Origin of the sequence: Halomonas sp. LES1, assembly GCF_031846005.1 — a bacterium.
In the GTDB taxonomy this organism is placed as follows: Bacteria; Pseudomonadota; Gammaproteobacteria; order Pseudomonadales; family Halomonadaceae; genus Halomonas.
In genome coordinates, this window is record NZ_JAVRGC010000001.1 from 245009 (window position 1) to 264119 (window position 19111).

The 19111-nt window shown below is 68.2% G+C and carries 12 protein-coding genes; 5 read left to right on the plus strand and 7 right to left on the minus strand.

The window, feature by feature from the left end; translation table 11 throughout:
- Positions 1 to 179: 179 nt before the first annotated feature.
- Complete coding sequence (hrpB, locus tag RM463_RS01290; protein WP_311428661.1) at positions 180 to 2615, minus strand: ATP-dependent helicase HrpB; 2436 nt, start codon at positions 2613 to 2615, stop codon at positions 180 to 182.
- Between the two features lie 6 nt (positions 2616 to 2621).
- Positions 2622 to 3293 carry a TetR/AcrR family transcriptional regulator gene (locus RM463_RS01295; protein ID WP_311428662.1) on the minus strand — a complete coding sequence of 224 codons (672 nt, stop codon included), beginning with the start codon at positions 3291 to 3293 and terminating at the stop codon, positions 2622 to 2624.
- A gap of 390 nt (positions 3294 to 3683) precedes the next feature.
- On the opposite strand from RM463_RS01295, the gene xdhA reads away from it, so the two are divergent.
- The 5 genes from xdhA (at position 3684) to RM463_RS01320 (ending at position 11539) form a co-directional block, all read left to right on the plus strand.
- Entirely contained in the window at positions 3684 to 5219 is a 1536-nt protein-coding gene (xdhA, locus tag RM463_RS01300) for a xanthine dehydrogenase small subunit (RefSeq protein ID WP_311428663.1), read from the plus strand.
- The gene (gene xdhB / locus RM463_RS01305) at positions 5203 to 7623 is read left to right on the plus strand and encodes a xanthine dehydrogenase molybdopterin binding subunit (RefSeq protein ID WP_311428664.1); all 2421 of its coding nucleotides are present in this window, start codon (positions 5203 to 5205) and stop codon (positions 7621 to 7623) included. Before xdhA ends, xdhB begins: the two co-directional genes overlap by 17 nt.
- Complete coding sequence (gene xdhC / locus RM463_RS01310) at positions 7620 to 8492, plus strand: xanthine dehydrogenase accessory protein XdhC (RefSeq protein WP_311428665.1); 873 nt, start codon at positions 7620 to 7622, stop codon at positions 8490 to 8492. The genes xdhB and xdhC overlap by 4 nt, the downstream gene beginning before the upstream one ends.
- A 179-nt stretch (positions 8493 to 8671) precedes the next feature.
- Entirely contained in the window at positions 8672 to 10012 is a 1341-nt protein-coding gene (guaD, locus tag RM463_RS01315) for a guanine deaminase (RefSeq protein ID WP_311428666.1), read from the plus strand.
- Positions 10013 to 10171: 159 nt separating this feature from the next.
- Positions 10172 to 11539, plus strand: coding sequence for an NCS2 family permease (locus RM463_RS01320; RefSeq protein WP_311428667.1), 1368 nt, complete (start codon positions 10172 to 10174; stop codon positions 11537 to 11539).
- Positions 11540 to 11639: 100 nt separating this feature from the next.
- Here RM463_RS01320 and RM463_RS01325 read toward each other — a convergent pair whose 3' ends face one another.
- The 5 genes from RM463_RS01325 to cydB all read right to left on the minus strand — a co-directional run bounded on the left by RM463_RS01325 (position 11640) and on the right by cydB (position 19111).
- Entirely contained in the window at positions 11640 to 12632 is a 993-nt protein-coding gene (locus tag RM463_RS01325) for an adenosine deaminase (protein ID WP_311428668.1), read from the minus strand.
- Between the two features lie 82 nt (positions 12633 to 12714).
- Complete coding sequence (locus RM463_RS01330; protein ID WP_311428669.1) at positions 12715 to 14694, minus strand: DUF4139 domain-containing protein; 1980 nt, start codon at positions 14692 to 14694, stop codon at positions 12715 to 12717.
- Positions 14691 to 16430 carry a thiol reductant ABC exporter subunit CydC gene (gene cydC, locus RM463_RS01335; protein ID WP_311428670.1) on the minus strand — a complete coding sequence of 580 codons (1740 nt, stop codon included), beginning with the start codon at positions 16428 to 16430 and terminating at the stop codon, positions 14691 to 14693. Before cydC ends, RM463_RS01330 begins: the two co-directional genes overlap by 4 nt.
- Entirely contained in the window at positions 16427 to 18106 is a 1680-nt protein-coding gene (gene cydD, locus RM463_RS01340; RefSeq protein WP_311428671.1) for a thiol reductant ABC exporter subunit CydD, read from the minus strand. The genes cydC and cydD overlap by 4 nt, the downstream gene beginning before the upstream one ends.
- 3 nt (positions 18107 to 18109) lie before the next feature.
- Positions 18110 to 19111, minus strand: coding sequence for a cytochrome d ubiquinol oxidase subunit II (cydB, locus tag RM463_RS01345; protein ID WP_195687151.1), 1002 nt, complete (start codon positions 19109 to 19111; stop codon positions 18110 to 18112).

Here is a 19111-nt window from a genome sequence, read left to right on the forward strand (position 1 = left end):
GCCCTCCTTGTCATTGATACAAGCGGCATATATTAGCATGCAGGCCATTGATATTTAGGGGCCTGTCTCGATGATGTAGGCGCACGCCCCCTGCCTGGGTGTTGCGCTGTCCTTCCCCCGAAAATGGACAAGGGCAATAACTGCCATCGAAACACGAGCATTTCCAAAAAGAGGGTTTCCTAACCGCGACGCCGCTTGGTACCGGCGGTGGCCTCGGCGGCCATGGGATCCTCGGGCCAGGGGTGCTTGGGATACCGACCTCGCATCTCGCGACGCACCTGCGCATAGCCCCCCGCCCAGAAGCTCGCCAGGTCGGCGGTGACCTGCAGCGGCCGACGCGCCGGCGAGAGCAGATGCAACAGTACCGCCTCGCGCCCTTCGGCGACCCGCGGCGAGGCGTGCCAACCGAAGCACTCCTGCAGCTTTACAGCCAGCACCGGTGGCTTGCCCGCCAGGCAGGGCGCGTAATCGACCCGGTGGGTGGCACCGCTGGGCACCGTCAGGCGCTCCGGAGCGAGTTCATCGAGGCGTCCCCGCAGGGACCCGTCGAGGCTATCCAGCAGCAGACGCGCCAGCGGCAGGCGCTCCACGGCGTCGAGCCGACGAATGCCGTCGAGGTGGGGCCCCAGCCAGTCGTCGAGCCCCTCGAGCAGCGCCTCGTCGGTCACCTCCGGCCACGCTTCGCCCAGGGTGCGGTAGAGCAACGCCAGCCGGCCCCGCAGTTGAGTCAGCGCGTCGCTGTCCGGGAGCCCGCGGCGGCGCAGGGCATCGAGCAGAGCCTGGCGCACCGCCTCCGGCGGCAACGCCTGAAGCGCACGTCGCTCGAGCACCACGGCCCCCAGGCCACGCACCTCCTCCCCCGTCAGCCTACCCTGCTCGTCGGACCACTCGAGACGCGTGCGCCACTCGCCACACTCGGGATAGAGCGCCTCCAGGCGCTCGCAAGACAGCGCCACGGCGCGAAAGATTCGCGCACCGCTGGCCTCACCGGAGAGCTCGGCGGCCACCAGCAGCTCGGTGTGGGCCAGGGGGTGGCCCTCGGGCAGAGTGGCGTGCCCACCGCCGGCGAGGCGGAAACGCCCCGGCGACTCGAGGCGCTGGGCGATACGCTCCGGGTAGGCGATGGCCAGCAGCTCCCCGAGTGGGCTCGGGTCGGAGACCTTGAGTGCCACCCCCGCGATGCGGGCCAGGCGCTCGGCGTCTCGTTGCCACTGTCGGTGCGAACGGGGCTCGCTCAGCCGGGCCTGCAACATGCGCTCCAGGTCACGCTCCTGGTCGACCCCGCGCTCCTCGAGCAGTGCCACCAGGGCACAGGCCAGTGAGGAGGCCCGACGCTCGCCGGCACGCTCCAACATCGCCGCCAGGCGAGGATGCATGGGCCATCGCGATGCGCCTCGACCCAGCTCGGTGAGGTGGTCGGCATCATCCACCAGCCCGAGGCGGCGCAGCAGGTCGCGACCGGCGGCCAAAGGCCCGGCCGGTGGCGGCGTCACCCAGGCCAACTGGTGCGCATCGGTGATCCCCCAGCGCGCCAGCTCGAAGGCCAGCGGGGCCAGGTCGGCCTGACGAATCTCCGGCTCACCATGGGGGATCAGCGGCTGCTCCTCGGCCCACAGTCGAACGCAGAGCCCCGGCCCCTGCCTGCCGGCACGCCCGCGTCGCTGGTCGGCGCTGGCGCGGTTGACTCGCCGGGTCTCCAGCCGGGTCAGGCCGCTGCGCGGCTGGAACACCGGTACCCGTTCGCGACCGGCATCCATCACCAGGCGCACGCCATCCACGGTGACGCTGGATTCGGCGATGGCGGTGGCCAGCACCACCCGCCGGCGCCCCTCGGGGTCGGGGCGCAGGGCGCGGCGCTGGGCCTCGAGAGGCAGGCGTCCGTGGAGCTCCAGGGCAAGCAGCTCGGGGGCACGGCTGGCCAGCTCCGCCCCCAGGCGACGAATCTCCGCCACCCCGGGCAGGATCACCAGGGCATCCCCCTGCTGCTCGGCCATGGCGTCGAGCAGTGCCCTGGCCTGCTGGGCAGGCACCTCCTGGCGGGCATTGAGCGTTCGATAGCGGGTCTCGACCGGAAAGGTTCGCCCTGGACACTCGATCACCGGCGTCTCCTGACCCAGCACACCGAGCAGGGCATCGACATCCAGGGTGGCCGACATCACCAGCAGGCGCAGGTCGTCACGCACCGTCTGGGCGTCCAGGGCCAGAGCGAGGCCCAGATCCGCCTCCAGGCTGCGTTCATGAAACTCATCGAAGAGGATGCCGGCCACGCCCTCGAGCAGGGGATCCTCCTGCAGCATCCGGGTGAGCACCCCCTGGGTCACCACCTCCAGACGCGTGGCGGGGCCCACCCGGCTCTCGCCACGCATCCGGTACCCCACCGTCTCCCCGAGCCGCTCACCCAGTCGATCGGCCATAAAGCCGGCGGCCAGTCGTGCCGCCACTCGTCGCGGCTCGAGCAGCAGCAGGCGGCCCTCCCGGGCCCAGGGGGCATCGAGCAGGAAGAGCGGCACCCGGGTGGTCTTGCCGGCACCGGGTTCGGCCACCAGCAACGCACGGGAGTGATCGGCCAGCGCCGCATGGATAGCGTCGAGTCGCGCGTCGATGGGCAGGGTCATGAGGTGTCAGCGCTCCGTCTCGACACGTACTTCAACGCCACAGCCCTTGAGGATCACCCGGGTCAGGAAGGTGGTGATGCTCTCGACATCGCTGTCGCTGAGCGACTCCCGGTCGGTGATGCCGACCACCTGGGCCTCGAAATCGGCGTAGTGCTGGGTCGCCGACCAGATCAGGAAGATCAGCCAGACCGGGTCGACCGGGTCCATCAGGCCGCGCTCGGCCCACTGGCGGAAGATCGCCGCGCGGGCCTCTACCCAGTCCCGCAGGTCGCCACGCAGGTACTCCTGGAGGAAGGGGGCGCCGGCCAGGATCTCGGCGGCAAACAGCCGCGACCCCTCGGGATGTCGCCGGGAGAGCTGCATCTTGCTGCGGATAAAGGCCTCCAGCACCTCGGCCGGGTCGTCATCCACGGAGATCTCGTCGAGCAGCGCATTCCAGCGCGCCATCATCCGCTCCAGCAGACGCACATAGAGGCCACGCTTGCTGCCCATGTAGTAGAGGAGATTGGACTTGGGAAGCCCCGCCTGGGCCGCGATTTCGGCTAGGCTGGCGCCACGGTAGCCATGATCTGCGAACACCCGCTCGGCGGCGGCCAGTATCTCGCGCTCGTTGCGCTCCCGGGTGGCCCCGCTGCCGTTGTCGGTGCGAACGGAAACGACAGCATCACGCTGGGTCATGGGGCTCTCCTGGGCGGTCTGAATGGCAGAAGTTTGCCGCACGCCCCCAAGGCGTGCAAACCATGGCGGAAACTCGTAGATAGCTTGGCAACTTGGTAGCCCGGGGCTGACCTGTCGACAAGCCTACGAGGAGGCGCTGTAAATACCTCCCTGTACGCTACCTCGGCCGTCCCTGGTCCTCGGACCTCCCCTTCGGCTTGTCCCCAGCGCCCCTTGGTTCGGATAACTGCGATTGCCCTGGAGCAGTCGGCCAGTGCTTGCATTTCTCCCTTTCCTGAACCAAGCTGAAAGCAATCCTGACCGATCGGTCAGACTGGATTCGAGGCCCCCCCTGACAGCAAAGCCTCGGATTCCGCCACCGCCCGAATTCCAACCACAAAGAGAACGGCGATGATTGAATTTCTGCTCAACGGCCAACCGCGCCGGTGCGAGGCGACGCCCGACACCAGCGTGCTCGAGCTGCTGCGCGACACCCTGGGCCAGACCGGTACCAAGGAGGGCTGCGCCACCGGAGACTGCGGCGCCTGCACCGTGGCCATCGGCGAGCGCGACGACCAGGGTACCCTTCGCTACCAGGCCGCCAACGCCTGCATCACGCCCGCTCATCAGCTCAACGGTCGCGCCCTGGTCACCGTCGAAGGGTTGTCCCGGGGCGATGCCCTGCACCCGGCCCAGGCGGCCATGGTCGCGTGCCACGCCAGCCAGTGTGGCTTCTGTACCCCGGGGATCGTGATGTCGCTGTTTACCCTCCACGAGGAACAACAGCGTACGCCTGCCCCACTGACGGCGGCACGCCTGGAGGCAACGCTTGGCGGCAACCTCTGCCGCTGCACCGGCTATCGCCCGATTCACGATGCCGCCATGACCATGGGTGACTACCCCGCCCCCGTCGTCAGGGCCTGGGAGCCGACGGCCCCGGAAGGCAACAGCGTCAAGGAGGGAGAGAAGCCGGAGAGCGCCAGGCCGGCGTCCCAGTCGAAGGAGTCCGGCTTTATTCAGCCCGCCTCGCTTGAGTCGCTGATGGCCGAGCGCCGAACTCACCCCGAGGCGCCACTGGTCGCCGGGGGCACCGACCTCTGGCTCGAGGTGACCCAGCGCCTGGCCCGCTTCCCGCGCGTCGTGGACCTGACCCGGGTGCCCGAGCTCCAGCACATCGAGCCGGCCACGCTGGATGACGGACGGCACGGCTGGTGGATCGGCGGGGCGGTGACCTATGCACGACTCGGGCCGTTGCTGGCCGAGCACTACCCCTCCTTCGAGCATCTGCTCCATCGTCTGGGCTCGGCCCAGGTACGCAACCGCGGCACCCTGGGTGGCAATATCGCCAACGCCTCGCCCATCGGCGACACCCCACCGGTGCTGCTCGCCCTGGGCAGTCGCCTCTGGCTGGCGGGCCCGGGAGACGCTGAAGGAGGAGACGATGAAGGAATAGCCGAGCGCGTGCTCCCCCTCGATGAGTTCTTCCTCGATTACAAGCGCACCGAACTGCGCCCGGGCGAGGTGATTCGCGCCATCTTCCTGCCCCACCCCCAGCCCGAGCGAGAGCTGAGGATCTGGAAGCTCTCGAAGCGCCGGGAGGATGATATCTCCGCGGTACTCGGCGCCTTCACCTGGCGCCTTGACGACGGCGTGATGCGTGAGGTGCGCCTGGCCTTCGGCGGCATGGCGGCGATCCCCAGACGCGCCGAGGCGGCCGAGGCGGCCCTGGAGGGACACGCCCCCACACCCGCGGCCTTCGCTGCGGCCCGAGCCGCTCTCGAGGCGGACTTCCAGCCCATGAGTGATGTGCGCGGCAGCGCCGACTACCGCCGCCTGAGCGCCGCCAACCTGCTAGAACGCCTGCGGCTGGTGGTAAGCGAATCGCACCCATCCGACGATAACCCCCAAGGCTCCCGGGAGGTCATGCTCCATGCGTACGCTCACTAAGCCCCGCCAGCAGCGCCAGGGGAGCGCCACCGCCGGCAATACCCACGCGCATGCCCACGAAAGCGCCGTCAAGCACGTGACCGGGAAGGCCACCTATATCGACGATATTCAGGCACCGTCCAATTGCCTGCATCTCGCGCTGGCGCTCTCCCCGGTCGCCCACGGCCGCCTGGCGCCGATCGACATGGAACGCGTCCGCGCCCTGCCAGGCGTGATCGACGCGGTCGGCTTTCACGACGTGCCGGGGCATACCGATATTGGCCCGGTATTTCCCGGCGATCCGATCTTTGTGGAAGAGGAGATCAGCTACGCGGGCCAGGTCCTGTTTGCGGTCGCCGGGGAGAGTCACCGGGCCGCCCGGGAGGCGGTCAAGGCCGCCATGGACGCAGGCGTCGTGAAGATCGACGAGCAGCCGGCCAGCCTCGACCCGGTGGCCGCCGCCGAGCGCGGCGAGTTCGTGCGCCCGACCCACGTTCAGGAGAGCGGCGACTGGCAGGCCACCCTCGCCATGGCCTCCTCGGTCGTGGAGGGCGAGCAGTTCGTCGGCGGTCAGGAGCACTTCTATCTAGAGGGTCAGGCCTGCCTGGTGACGCCCACCGAGGATGAGGGTGTCGTGGTTCACACCTCCAACCAGCACCCCAGCGAGACCCAGAAGCTGGTCGCCGAGGTGCTGGGCGTGCCGCTGCATGCGGTCACGGTGGAGGTGCGCCGCATGGGGGGCGGCTTCGGGGGCAAGGAGACCCAGGCCTCGCCGTGGGCGTGCATCGCCGCCCTGATCAGCCGTCGCACCGGGCGTGCCGCCAAGTTGCGCCTGCCTCGCGCCGAGGACATGCGCGTCACCGGCAAGCGCCACCCCTTCCACAATCGCTACCGTCTGGCCATCGACGAGTCGGGCGTGATCCAGGGCGGCGAACTCACCCTGATCGGCGATTGCGGATACTCGCCGGACCTCTCCGAGGCGATCGTCGACCGCGCCATGTTCCACGCCGACAACGCCTACTCGCTGGGCCAGGCCCGGGTCACGGGCCACCGAGCACGCACCCACTTCGCCTCCAACACCGCCTTCCGCGGCTTCGGGGGCCCCCAGGGCATGATGGTGATCGAAGCGGCCATGGACGACATTGCGCGGCGTGTCGGCGAGGACCCGCTGACCATTCGCAAGCGCAATCTCTATCGAGGGGGCGAGACGCCCCTGCGCCGAACCACACACTATGGCCAGACGGTGGAACAGCTTGGCCTGCTCCACGAGTTGATCGAGCGTCTGGAAGCCTCCAGCGACTACTGGCAGCGCCGGCGTGAGATCACCGAGTTCAATGCCCAAGACTCCGTGATCAAGCGGGGACTGGCGCTGACGCCGGTGAAGTTCGGCATCTCCTTCACCGCCAGACACCTCAACCAGGCCGGTGCCCTGCTCCACGTCTATACCGACGGCAGCGTGCAGATCAATCACGGCGGTACCGAGATGGGCCAGGGCCTGCACACCAAGATCTGTCAGGTGGTGGCACGCGAGCTGGGGCTGGACCTCGAGGCGGTACGCATCACCGCTACCCGCACCGACAAGGTTCCCAACACCTCGCCGACAGCCGCCTCCAGCGGCGCCGACCTCAACGGCATGGCCGCCCGGGACGCCTGTCTCAGGCTCAAGGAGCGGCTCTTCAATTTCGCCGCCACGAACCTGCATGTCGACCAGGGCCTCGAACGTGACGGCATGCGCCTGGAAGCGGGCCACCTGGTGGCCGGCAACGGCGAGAGCGAGCGGCGCATCCCCTGGGGTGAGCTGGTGCAGGCGGCCTACTTCGGGCGGATATCGCTCTCCGAGAAGGGCTTCTATGCCACCCCGCTGATCCACTATGACCGTGAAACCGGCAAGGGGCGCCCCTTCTACTACTACGCCTTCGGCGCCGCCGTAAGCGAAGTCCACGTCGACACCCTGACCGGGGAGTACCGGGTGGCGCGCGTCGATATCCTTCACGACGTCGGCGACTCGCTCAACCCGGCCATCGACCTGGGCCAGGTCGAAGGCGGCTTTATCCAGGGCATGGGCTGGCTGACCAGCGAGGAGCTCAGGTGGAACGACGACGGGCGCCTGCTCAACGAGGGGCCAGCCACCTACAAGATCCCCACCTACGGGGACCTGCCGCCGGTGTTCAATGTCGAGCTGATGGAGGGCCACCCCAACTCCATGGCCAGCCTCTACCGCTCCAAGGCGGTGGGTGAACCCCCCTTCATGCTGGCCATCTCGGTATGGTCGGCGCTGCGCGATGCCCTGGCAAGCCTTGCTGGCTACCGTGCCTCGCCACGCCTGGATACGCCGGCAACGCCGGAGCGGGTGTTGATGGCCGCCGAGGCGCTGCGCCGCCATGACCATCAGGAGGCAAGGCCCAGCGAGGAGGTAGTGCCATGAATGCGCGCCCGGAAAGCTGGCACGCCGCCCTTCACCGCCTGCAGCGGGAGGGCGTGCCCCATGCCCTGGCCACCCAGGTCACCAGTGCCGGCTCGACGCCACGCGAGCCCGGGGCACGCATGGTGATCACCGCAGACGCCGTCTATGACACCCTGGGAGGCGGCACCTTCGAGTGGCAGACCATTGCCGCCGCCCGGCAGCGCCTGACCGGACACGAGGGACGACCGGAACCCGGCATCAGCCTGGAAGCCTTCAGCCTGGGCGGGCGCAGCGGCCAGTGCTGTGGAGGTTTCGTCAATGTGCTGATCGAGGTCTTCCCCGGCAGCACCACCACCCTTGCGCTATTCGGCGCCGGCCATGTGGGCGGCGAGATCGCCCGCCTGATCGAGCCGCTCGGCTGGCAGCTGCTATGGCATGACAGCCGCGAGGGCGTCTTTCCCGACTGGGCATCCCACCAGGCGCGGCTGGCATGCCGTCCGGCACCGGACCCCGAGGCCGCCGTGGCCGCCCTGCCCCCGGGCGCCCACTGTCTGGTGATGACCCACGATCATGCCGAAGACCGCGCCCTGATGGACGCCCTGCTGCGTCGCGGTGACTGCGCCTCCATCGGCCTGATCGGCTCCCGGAGCAAGTGGGCCAGCTTCCGCTCGCGTCTGCGCGACGCCGGCCACGATGAGACCGCCCTGGCTCGGGTGCGCTGTCCCATGGGCATGACGACAGGCCCGGAGGGAAATAAAAAGAGAGGCAGCGACAAGCGCCCCTACGCCATCGCCCTGGCCACCGTGGCCGAGCTGCTGCCACTGGTGGCGGACAACGAACGCCCCGAACAGCGGGGCCTGAATCCGGCCGAGCTGCGCGCTCTTTTCTAGCCAGCGACCCAAAAGATCCACTGAGCCTCGACAACGATCGCCATCGGGCGCCGGGAACAGACCGAAGAGGAGGTCATTTGCCATGGATGGCAAATGTAGCGTCCAGGGACGGATTCACAGCGCCTCTTCGAAGGTCTGTTGCCGGATCAGCCCGATGGCGGCAACCAAGAGCCCTAAAGATGACAAAGTCTGACTCGCGCGTGCTGCGCGCCGAACTGCTGAGCTTCGATGACGACCCCGGCGACAGCGACACGCCCGCCCCGGGCAGTGTGCGCCATATCGCCGACGGTGCCCTGTGGATCGAGAATGGCCGGATCCGGGCAGTGGAGGAGTACGCCAGCCTGGCACCGACCCTGCCCCCCGGTACCGAGGTGATCGATCATCGCGGCAAGCTGATTACCCCGGGCTTTATCGATAGCCACGTGCACTATGTGCAGCTCGAGATCATCGCCTCCTACGGTCGCCAGCTGCTCGACTGGCTCAATGACTACACCTTCCCCGAGGAGCAGCGCTTCGCCGACCCCGACCACGCCGCGGCGCTTTCCGACGCCTTTCTCGACGAGCTGTTGCGGGTCGGCACCACCACCGCCCAGGTGTTCTGCTCCAGCCACCCCGCCTCGGTGGACGCCTTCTTCGCCGCCAGTCACCGCCGCGGCCTGTGCATGCTGGCGGGCAAGGTGCTGATGGACCGCCATGCCCCGGCTGGGTTGACCGACGACCTCGAGGGGGGCATCCGTGACAGTGAGCGACTGATCGGCGACTGGCACGGCAAGGGGCGGCTCGGCTACAGCCTGACGCCGCGCTTCGCCCCGACCTCCACTCGCGCGCAGCTCGACGCCGCAGGAGGGGTACTGCGCAGCGACGACAGCCTGTGGGTGCAGACCCACCTGGCCGAGAACACCGGCGAACTCGACTGGGTCGCCGAGCTCTTCCCGGGCAGTCGGGACTACCTCGAGGTCTATGAGCAGTCGGGGCTGGTCGGACCACGCAGCACCTTCGCCCATGGCATCCACCTCGACAACGAGATGCGCGGCCGTCTCGCCGAGCGCGGGGCCAACCTGGCCTTCTGTCCCAGCTCCAATCTCTTCCTGGGCAGCGGGCTGTTCGACCGTCAGGCCGCCCGGGAGATGGCGTTGAACGTCACCTTCGCCAGTGATGTGGGCGCCGGCACCGACCTCTCCGGTCTTGCCATGCTCAAGGCCGCCTATCAGGTGGGACAGCTGCGCGGTCAGCCTCTCACCGCCTGGCAGGGACTCTATGGCCTGACGCTGGGCAATGCCCGGGCACTCTCTCTCGATGCCCATATCGGCCGCCTGGCACCGGGAATGGCCGCCGATTTCGTGGTGCTCGACCCTGCCGCCACACCGCTGATGGCGAGGCGTACGGCGCGAAGCACCTCGCTTTCCGAAACGCTCTTCGCGGTGATGATGATGGGCGACGACCGCTGTGTCGCCGAAACCTGGGCCGATGGTCGTTTACAACATCGACGTGATGACCTGGAAGAAAGCCACGGATCCTGAACACGAGTGAAGGCTCCACGTGTCGGCGTACCAGCGAGGCGCCGACACGGCTCGGCCATGATAGGCACCAGGGAGCGCTCCATCACCATGGCCCATCAAGAATCGCCGATCGACAACAACCAATTCAATACAGCTACTCAACAACAACAAGGGGTATCCATGAGCGCCAACACTTCGCCACTGGCCGATAAAACGACGAGCGTGCCAACGCCGGCCGACGAACACCCTCTCGATCGCTACTTCGGTGTCAGCCGACGCGGCTCCAGCCTGAGGACCGAGATCCTTGCCGGCGTCGCCACCTTTCTGGCTTCGATGTATATCATCGTGGTCAACCCGGCGATCCTGGCCGAGGCCGGCATCCCCTTCTCGGCGGCACTCTCCGCCACCGTGCTGATCAGTTTCATGAGCAGCCTGGCCATGGGCCTGTATGCGCGCAACCCCATCCTGGTCGCGCCGGGCATGGGCATGAACGCCCTGTTCACCTATACGCTGGTGCTGGGGGCCGGCCTCTCCTGGGAGGTCGCCCTGGGCTGCGTGTTCTGGTCGGGTGTGCTGTTTGCCGTGCTCGCGGTCTTCAATGTGCGCAAGGCGATCATCGAGGCGATTCCCGCCTCGCTGCGCTATGCCATCACCTGCGGCATCGGCCTCTTTATCACCTTTATCGGGCTGAAGAACGCCGGCTTTATCGTGGGCAGCGAGGCTACCCTGGTGACGCTGGGCAGCTTCGATCCCGGTCTGGTGACCTTCTTCATCGGCCTGATGGCCACCGCCGTGATGGTGATCCTGCGCATGAACGGCGCCCTGATCCTGGGCATCGCGCTGACCACGCTGCTGGCGGCCCCCATGGGTCGGCTGTGGGGCGAGGAGCTGATGGTGGAGTGGAGCGGTCTCGCCGCCTGGCCCGACTTCGGTGCCGTCATGAGGGTCGATATCCTCGGCGCCCTCAAGGTGGCCTACTTGCCCTTCATCTTCGTGATGCTGTTCACCAACTTCTTCGATGCCCTCTCCTGCTTCATGGCGCTGTCGGAGTCCGCCGACCTCAAGGACGAAGATGGCAACCCGCGCAACCTCAAGCGCTCCATGACCGTGGACGCCTTCGCCTCGATGATCGCGGCACCACTGGGCACCAGTGCCGCTCAGACCTTTATCGAGTCCGGGGCGGGCGTGGCCCAGGGGGGACGCACCGGGCTGGTTGCGGTGACCATCGCCCTGCTGTTCCTGCCCTTCCTGTTCCTGTCGCCGCTGCTGTCGCTGGTGCCAGTCATCGCCACCGCTCCGGCCCTGGTGCTGGTGGGGCTGTTCATGCTGTCGCCGATCGGCCGCATCGACTGGGGTCGTTACGAAGAGGCCTTTCCCGCCTTCCTGGCGATCATCCTGATGCCGCTCACCTACTCCATCACGCTGGGCATCGCCTTCGGCTTCCTGAGTTACGTGCTGATCAAGCTGGCCACCGGCAAGGGTGGCGAGATTCGACTCGCCATGTGGGTCTCCGCCGCCCTCTGCGTGGTGCTGCTCGCCACCACGTGAGCCCGATGGGATGATGCAGGCCTGACCATGCGCCGGGCCTGGATAGCAAGACGGCAGCCTCCGGGCTGCCGTCTTCGGTCATGGCGTTACGACTGGCCGGTCAGGCCTCTGCCAGCCGCCGACGCCACTCCTGGCGGCGCGCCTCACCGACGAAGGCGGCCTCGATGGCGTTGCCGGCCAGGCGCCGGAAGGTCTCCTTGTCCCAGCCGAAGGCGCGCTTGCAGGCCAGGAAGTTGGCCAGCATGCCGCCGCCGAAGTAGGCGGGATCGTCGGAGTTGAGGGTCACATTGAGCCCTTCGGCCAGCATCCGTGGCAGCGGATGCTCCTCGAGCCGTTCGACCACCTTGAGGCGCAGATTGGAGAGCGGACATACCGTCAGCACCACCTGCTCGTCACGCAGGCGGGCCACCAGGGCCGGATCCTCCAGGCAGCGCACCCCGTGATCGATACGACACACGTCGAGCCGGTCGAGAGCGTTGCGAATGTACTCCGGGGGGCCCTCCTCGCCGGCATGCGCCACTCGCGGAATGCCCAGGCGGCGAGCGCGCTCGAAGACCTCGCTGAACGCCTCCGGTGGATTGCCCAGCTCGGCGCTATCCAGCCCCACGGCATCGAGCATCTCCCAATAGGGCGACGCCTGCTCCAGCACCCACACCGCCTCGGCGGCATCGCGGTCGCGCAGAAACGCCATGATCAGTGCCGTGGAGAGGCCCAGCTCCCTCTCGGCCTCGCGGCATGCCAGGGAGAGCCCCTCCATGACGACCGCGAGTCCGACGCCCCGCACGAGATGTGCCTGGGGGTCGAAGTGCATCTCCACATGCACCACGCCCTCGGCATGGGCGCGACGGAAATAGCCCATGGCCAGATCATGAAAGTCCCGGGCGGTCTGCAATACGCTCATCCCCTGATAGTAGAGGTCGAGGAAGGATTGCAGGTCACTGAAGTCGTAGGCGGCATGCACCTCCTCCACCGAGGCATAGGGCAGCGTGACGCCGTTGCGCTCGGCCAGGGCAAACATCAGTTCGGGCTCCAGGGTGCCTTCGATATGCAGGTGCAGCTCGACCTTGGGCAGTCGGGTCAGGAAGTCACGCATCGTTTATCTCACTCTCCCGGAACGGTATGGCCCCATCCTGAAAGAAACCGGGCCTACACGAAAGCCGCGCCTGTCAACGCTTCTACGGCAACTCACGCAGCGTCTCGGCCAGGGCCTCGCGGCGCACCTCTCGCTCGGACTCGAACGCCTCTCGCTGCTCCTCCAGCGCGGCGATCTCCTCCTCCTCGGCCTCGAGATCCCCGAGATAGCGCTGGCCGAGGTCGTTGTCGGTGCCTACCGCCGCCAGGTTGTCACGGATTCGTGCCTGGCGCTCGGCGGCTCGCGTCAGCCGCTCCTCGAGATCCTCCAGCTCGCGCTCCACCTCGGCCAGCGCCCGGCGACGCTCCAGCACTTGCTCGAGATGCGTCGCGGTCTCGCCGTCGGCGGCCTCTCGCCACTCGACAAGCTGGGTCACGCCGGCATTCGCCAGCGCCAGGCTCTGACGCCGCACCCGGGTCTCCCGCGCTACGACCTCACCACTCTCGCCAGGTGCCAGGCTCACTTCCAGGCGATGATGGCCGGGGGTGCTCTCAATCAGGGCCTCGGAGGCGAACTCCCAGCCGCTGCGGCGGGGATGCTCGATCACCACCTCCCGGGCCTCACGGGCATCGTTCTCTACCGCGTAACGCGTCACCCGCCGCGACTGGTGGGTGATCCGCAGGGCACCATCGACGATGACCATGCGCTCGAGCCGCTCCTCGGGGCGGGCGCTCTCGACGATACGCACCTTGCGATCGGCGGCGAAGCTGGCCAGACGCGACTCCCCGGCGGGAATCCCCGGCAGGTTGACATCACCCACGTGTCCCACTCCGGCGTCATAGACGGTCACCAGACCCGGAGGCAGCCAGGCATCGGTGTCATTCTCCAGGCGCACCGCCGCCACCGGATGACGCTCGCCGCGCTCGGGCTGGTAGAGCGAGACACGGCGGGCCGGCACGGCGGCATCGATATAGGGCAGCGAGAGGGTCCGCCCCGCCGCGAGATCCACCGAGGTGGGGAGACGCCAGGTGGCCGTCGTGGCGCCCTCGACCACCTCGGGGCGCGATGCCGGAGCAGACGGCGCCACCGCGCTGCGGCTCACTGCCGCGTCGCCATAGGCCATCATGGATTCGGCCTTGGCACCACGCAGCGCCTCCATGGCACCCTCGTCGGGCCGCACCGGTGCGATGCTGTCGGCAGTGACCGGCACCTCAGTGCGCGTTGGCCAGTAGCGCTCGAGCAGGCGCTGGGTCAGGGTGACCGGGGCGCCGCTGGAGAGCGTCAGCGCCACATCGCTCCAGTCGCTGCCGCTGGCATTCTCGATCACCGACCACGCCTGCAGGCGAGCCTTGCCATCGGCCTCGAGCAGCAGTCGGTAGCTGCTCTTCCAGACCGGAGCCGCCACCACATAGGTAAGCGACACATCACGTTCGCCCTCGCCCTCGAGATCGATGGCGATGCGGCGCATCTCGTCGGTGCGAGCGCGACCACTGACCTCGGCGGCCTCGGCCAGGCGCTCACGCAGGTCTGGGTCCAGCACCTCGAGGCGGGCATCGTCGCCCAGGCGCAATGTGGCCACGCCACCCTCTTCCTCGAGCAGCGACAGGGTCTGCACGGCGCGCCCGTTTTCGTCGGCACCATGCTCCGCGACACCCAGCAGCAGCCCTTCGAGGCGCTGGCCACCGGAGCTCACCCTTACCTTCACCCCTTGCAGGCTATCGGCCAGTCGGGCCACCGAGCCCAGATCCTCCGGACCAAAGGGCAGCCGACGGTAGGTCTCCTCAAGCGTCGCCAGGCCATCGAGGCTGAGCCCCTGAAGGCGTCCCGCCGGGTCACGCACCACCAGGCTCTTGAGCACATCGTTGACCTGCTCCAGGGGCACCTCCAGATAGAGGGTGCCATCTCCCTCGAGACTGGCCCTGCGCTGCACCTCCGCCAGGCCACCGGAGGAGAGCGTCACCGCCTCGACGGGCAGCTCGGCGGCCATGGCCGAGCCTAGTGGCCATGCCCCGGCCAGCAGGATGACGAGGCGAAGAGAGAGATGGCGACGGCCCCGCTCGGGTAGTGCGTCCCTGACAGTCATATCGACTCCTTGTATAAATTCACCTGACCTTCGACCAGTATCAGGCGGTGATCGATCCCGGGTGGGTCGAAATCTCCGCCATCCAGCTGGTGTACGAGGTAGATCGTGGTGCGCCCCTCGAGCCAGGCATCCAGGCGGGGGCTCAGCCGCGCCACGGTGGCGGCATCGAGGCTGGCGAAAGGCTCGTCGAGCAGTACCAGATCGGGGTCCAGCAGGTAAAGCCGAGCCAGGGCCAGGCGTCGCGCCTGGCCACCGGAGAGGCGTCGCCCCCCCTCGCCGACTCGAGTGTCAAGGCCCGCGGGCAACGTCAGCGCCCAGTCGGCCAGCTCGACCCAGGCCAGTGCCGCCCATAACGCCCCCTCCTCCGCCTCCGGTCGGGCCAGGCGCAGGTTGGCGGCCAGGCTGTCATCGAGCAGGTCGATATGCTGGGTCAGCGCGGCCACTCGCCGGCGAAGCGATGCCTCTGGCCAGGCGTCCAGGGCCACGCCTCCCAGCTGGATCTCGCCGGCGCTGGGCGTGAGCTGACGCAGCAGGAGCCCCGCGACACTCGACTTGCCCGCCCCCGAGACACCGCACAGCGCCAGCCGCTCACCGGCAGCGAGCTTCAGCGTGAGCCCCTCCAGAGCCGCCAGTGGCGCCCCGGGATAGTGCAGCGAGACCCTGTCGATGCTTACCGAAAGAGGACCGGGGCGTGCGGCCCGGCCACTCTTCACCGCCGGCGGCCGAGACGCGGCCCGGCGCAGCCCGTTGAGTCGCCGGGCCGCGCCCCGGGTGGCGCCCAGCCAGGTAAAGGCAGCGGGAAGGCCGGTCAGTGCCTCGTTCATGGCCAGCACCGCCAGGGGCATCATCACCGCCACCGGCCCGCTGAGCATGTCGGCCTGCCAGGCCGTGGCGGCGAGCCACAGCGCCGTGAGTGCCGTGCCCCCCACCAGCACCGCGACCAGGGCATTGCCCAGCGCCACCAGGGTCCCGAGCCATCGCTGATCCCGATAGAGTTCCGCCTCCAGGGCCTCGATCCGCTGACGATGATGAGCAAGGGCGCCATAGGCTTCCAGCTCCGCCATGCCCTGCATCTGCTCTACAAGACGCCCTCGCAGTGACTCGCGAGTGGTGATCTGGCGCCGACTGGCGGCCATTCCGAGACGCGCCTGGCCGACCACCAGCCAGCCCCAGCCGATCAGCAACACGCCCCCGACCACGAGACCCGCCATGGGCGCCCAGAGGGCCAGGAAGCCCCCCAGCCCCAGGATCGCGAGCAGCGACACCACGGCCGGGGCCAGCAGCCGCAGGAAGAGGCTGTCCAGGGTATCGATATCGGCGGTCAACCGGTTGAGCCAGTCGCTGGCGCGCCGCTCTCTCAGGGCGTGCGCATCGAGAGCGGCGATCATCCCGAACAGCCGTCCGCGCAGATCGGCGAGCAGTCGCAGCACCGTGTCGTGGTTGTAGAGCCGCTCCAGATAGCGGGCCACGGTTCGCGTCACCGCAAAGGCGCGGATGCCGCCACCCGGCAGATAGACATCCAGCCGTGCCGCCACGCCTGCGGCCAGCAGCATGCCGGTGAGACCGGTGGCGGTGATAAACCAGCCGGAGAGCGCCAGCAGACCGATGGCCGACAGCAGCGTCACTGCCATCAACCCTGTGCCAGCGGCCAGCCGGCCACGGCGGCGTGCCAGCAGTTGTAGCCAGGGAGCCAGTTCGCCCCACAGGTCACGACGCCCCTCGACGGATTTTCTCATCGGATGCGCTCCCCCTGCTGATCGAGCATCAGCCGCCGGTCGGCCAGTGCCATCAGCGCCGGGTGGTGGGTAGCGATCACCAGACAGCGTCCCTCCAAGGCCAGCTCCCCCAGCGCCGCGATGATATCCGCCTCGGTCGCGGCGTCCAGGCTCGCCGTTGGTTCATCCAGCAGCACCAGCGGGGCATCGCACAGGAAGACCCTGGCGAGCGCCAGGCGCTGGGCCTGACCACCGGAGAGCCCCGCGCCCCGCTCGCCCAGCGGTGTATCGAGCCCCCGGGGCAGGCGTGCCAGCAGCTCGCCCAGGCCGGCACGCTCCAGGGCCCGGCGCATGGCCCCCACATCCGCCTGCGGTGCCGCCAGGCGCAGGTTATCGGCCAGGCTGCCCTTGACCAGCAGCGGCCGCTGATCCATCCAGGCGTAGCGCAGCCCCGGCGCCATCCGCTGCCGCCCCCGCTCGGGGCCAACGAAGCCCGCCAGCAGCTGCAGCAGCGTCGACTTTCCTCCCCCCGAGGGGGCGCTCACCACCACCACCTCGCCGGGCACCAGGACCAGGTCGAGGGGGCCGAGCACACGGCCGCGTTGGGGATAGCTCACCGTGGCCGCCTCGAGGCGAATCAGCTCCCCCGATACGGCGGCGGGTGGCGCTTCTTCACCGCCGCTTCCGCGCAGCTCCTCGACACTCTCGGCAAGCAGCGCCATCAGCCCGTCGGCGGCGCCCAGGGCAGCGGCCCGATCATGATAGTGCTGGGAGAGCACACGCAGCGGCTGGAAGAACTCCGGGGCGAGCAGCAGCACCAGCAGGCCGCTGAACAGGGTCAGCTCAGGCGAGGGACCCAAGGTGATATAGCCGAGCAGACCGAACCCGACATAGATCGCCACCACGGCGATGGCCACCGAGGCGAAGAACTCCAGTACCGCCGAGGAGAGAAAGGCCACGCGCAGGGTGCGCAGGCTGCGCCGGCGATAGTCGTCGGCGGCGCCATGCACCTCGGCCGTCGCCTCCCGGGTGCGACCGAAGAGCTGCAGGGTAGTGATCGCCCGGACCCGGTCGATGAAGTGGCCCGACAGCCGCGAGACCGCCTCGAACTGTTCGCGATTGAGGCGCTCGGCCCCCATGCCCACCAGGGCCATGAACAAGGGGATCAGTGGCGCCGACAGCAGCAGGAAGAGCGCCGCCAGCCAGTCGAGCCAGGCCACCGCCACGAGCACGACCAGCGGCTGGAATATTGCCAGGGCGAGCTGGGGGCGATAACGCGCCATATAGCCATCCAGGGCCTCGACCTGCTCGACCAGCTGGCTGGCCAATGACGCCGAGTGCCTGGTGGAGAGCCCCGCCGGCCCCAACCTGGCCAGATGATCAAGCAGTTCACCGCGTATCCGCCGTCGCAGGGCCAGGCTGGCAACGAGTCCCAGGCGCTCCTGGAGGAACAGCGCCAGGCTGCGTACCAGCAGCAGCGCCAGCATGCCCAGCGCCAGGGGAGTCAACCTCGCCAACGGCGCCTGCGCCATCAGCAGCTCGCTGATAAATCGAGCGAGCAGCGCCAGCTGGCCCAGTGTGGCCAGGGCGGCCACCACTCCGGCGACGACCGCCAGGGTCAGGCGCCAGCGCTCATCGGCGGCATAAGCGGCCAGCCACCGGGAGGCCTCCCCGGCGGCACCATGACGACTGCCCACCGACTAGTGGTAGCCGTCGCCGGGACGGACCTTGCCGCGGAATACCCAATAGGACCAGGCGGTATAGGCCAGCACGATGGGAATCACGAAGAGCACACCGATCAGCAGGAAGAGCTGTGACTCCGGGGCCGAGGCGGCGTCCCAGATCGTGTAGTCGGGGGGCACTATCACCGGCCACTTGCTGGCCACCAGGCCCAGGTAGGTGAAGAGGAAGAGTCCCAGCGTCGCGATGAAGGGTTGCCCCTCCTGGCGCCGATGAACCGCCATCAACAGCCAGGCGGCACAGGCCAGTGCCAGGGCCGGCAGCACCCAGATCAGATGAATATGGTCGAACCAGCGCTGGAACACCGCCGGATCCACCAGCGGGGTCCAGACGCTGATCATGGCGAAGGCGGAGAGCACCGCCAGCAGCAGGACCGGAGTGATGCGGTAGGCCCAGCGCTGGATCTCGCCCTCCGACTTGAGGATCAGCCAGGTGGCCCCCAGCAGTGCATAGCCGACCATCAGGCTGATGCCCGTCAAGACCGCGAAGGGCGTCAACCAGTCCATGGCCCCTCCGACGAAGACGAAGTCCTCGACCGGGAAGCCCTCGATATAGGCCCCCACCACGGCGCCCTGGGCGAAGGCGGCGACCGCCGAGCCCCAGCAGAAGGCACGGTTCCACCACACCCGATTGCGTCGCGACTTGAAGCGGAACTCGAAGGCGATGCCGCGGAAGATCAGGCCGGCGAGCATCAGGAAGACACCGATATAGAGGGCCGGCAGATAGACCGAGTAGACCAGCGGAAAGGCCCCCAGCAGCCCGGCCCCACCCAGTACCAGCCAGGTCTCGTTGCCGTCCCACACCGGGGCCACGGAGTTCATCATCACATCCCGAGCCTCCTCGCTCGGCGCGAAGGGGTAGAGGATGCCGAGGCCCAGGTCGAAGCCATCCATCAGCACGTACATGATCACGCCGAAGCCGATGATCACCGCCCAGATCATGGAGAGGTCGAAGGATTCCAT

What these genes read in the sequence shown, in the direction of transcription:
- hrpB (WP_311428661.1), bottom strand. Translation starts at nt 2,615, where the DNA reads ATGACCCTGCCCATCGACGCGCGACTCGACGCTATCCATGCGGCGCTG.
- RM463_RS01295 (WP_311428662.1), bottom strand. Translation starts at nt 3,293, where the DNA reads ATGACCCAGCGTGATGCTGTCGTTTCCGTTCGCACCGACAACGGCAGC.
- xdhA (WP_311428663.1), top strand. Translation starts at nt 3,684, where the DNA reads ATGATTGAATTTCTGCTCAACGGCCAACCGCGCCGGTGCGAGGCGACG.
- xdhB (WP_311428664.1), top strand. Translation starts at nt 5,203, where the DNA reads ATGCGTACGCTCACTAAGCCCCGCCAGCAGCGCCAGGGGAGCGCCACC.
- xdhC (WP_311428665.1), top strand. Translation starts at nt 7,620, where the DNA reads ATGAATGCGCGCCCGGAAAGCTGGCACGCCGCCCTTCACCGCCTGCAG.
- guaD (WP_311428666.1), top strand. Translation starts at nt 8,672, where the DNA reads ATGACAAAGTCTGACTCGCGCGTGCTGCGCGCCGAACTGCTGAGCTTC.
- RM463_RS01320 (WP_311428667.1), top strand. Translation starts at nt 10,172, where the DNA reads ATGAGCGCCAACACTTCGCCACTGGCCGATAAAACGACGAGCGTGCCA.
- RM463_RS01325 (WP_311428668.1), bottom strand. Translation starts at nt 12,632, where the DNA reads ATGCGTGACTTCCTGACCCGACTGCCCAAGGTCGAGCTGCACCTGCAT.
- RM463_RS01330 (WP_311428669.1), bottom strand. Translation starts at nt 14,694, where the DNA reads ATGACTGTCAGGGACGCACTACCCGAGCGGGGCCGTCGCCATCTCTCT.
- cydC (WP_311428670.1), bottom strand. Translation starts at nt 16,430, where the DNA reads ATGAGAAAATCCGTCGAGGGGCGTCGTGACCTGTGGGGCGAACTGGCT.
- cydB (WP_195687151.1), bottom strand. Translation starts at nt 19,111, where the DNA reads ATGGAATCCTTCGACCTCTCCATGATCTGGGCGGTGATCATCGGCTTC.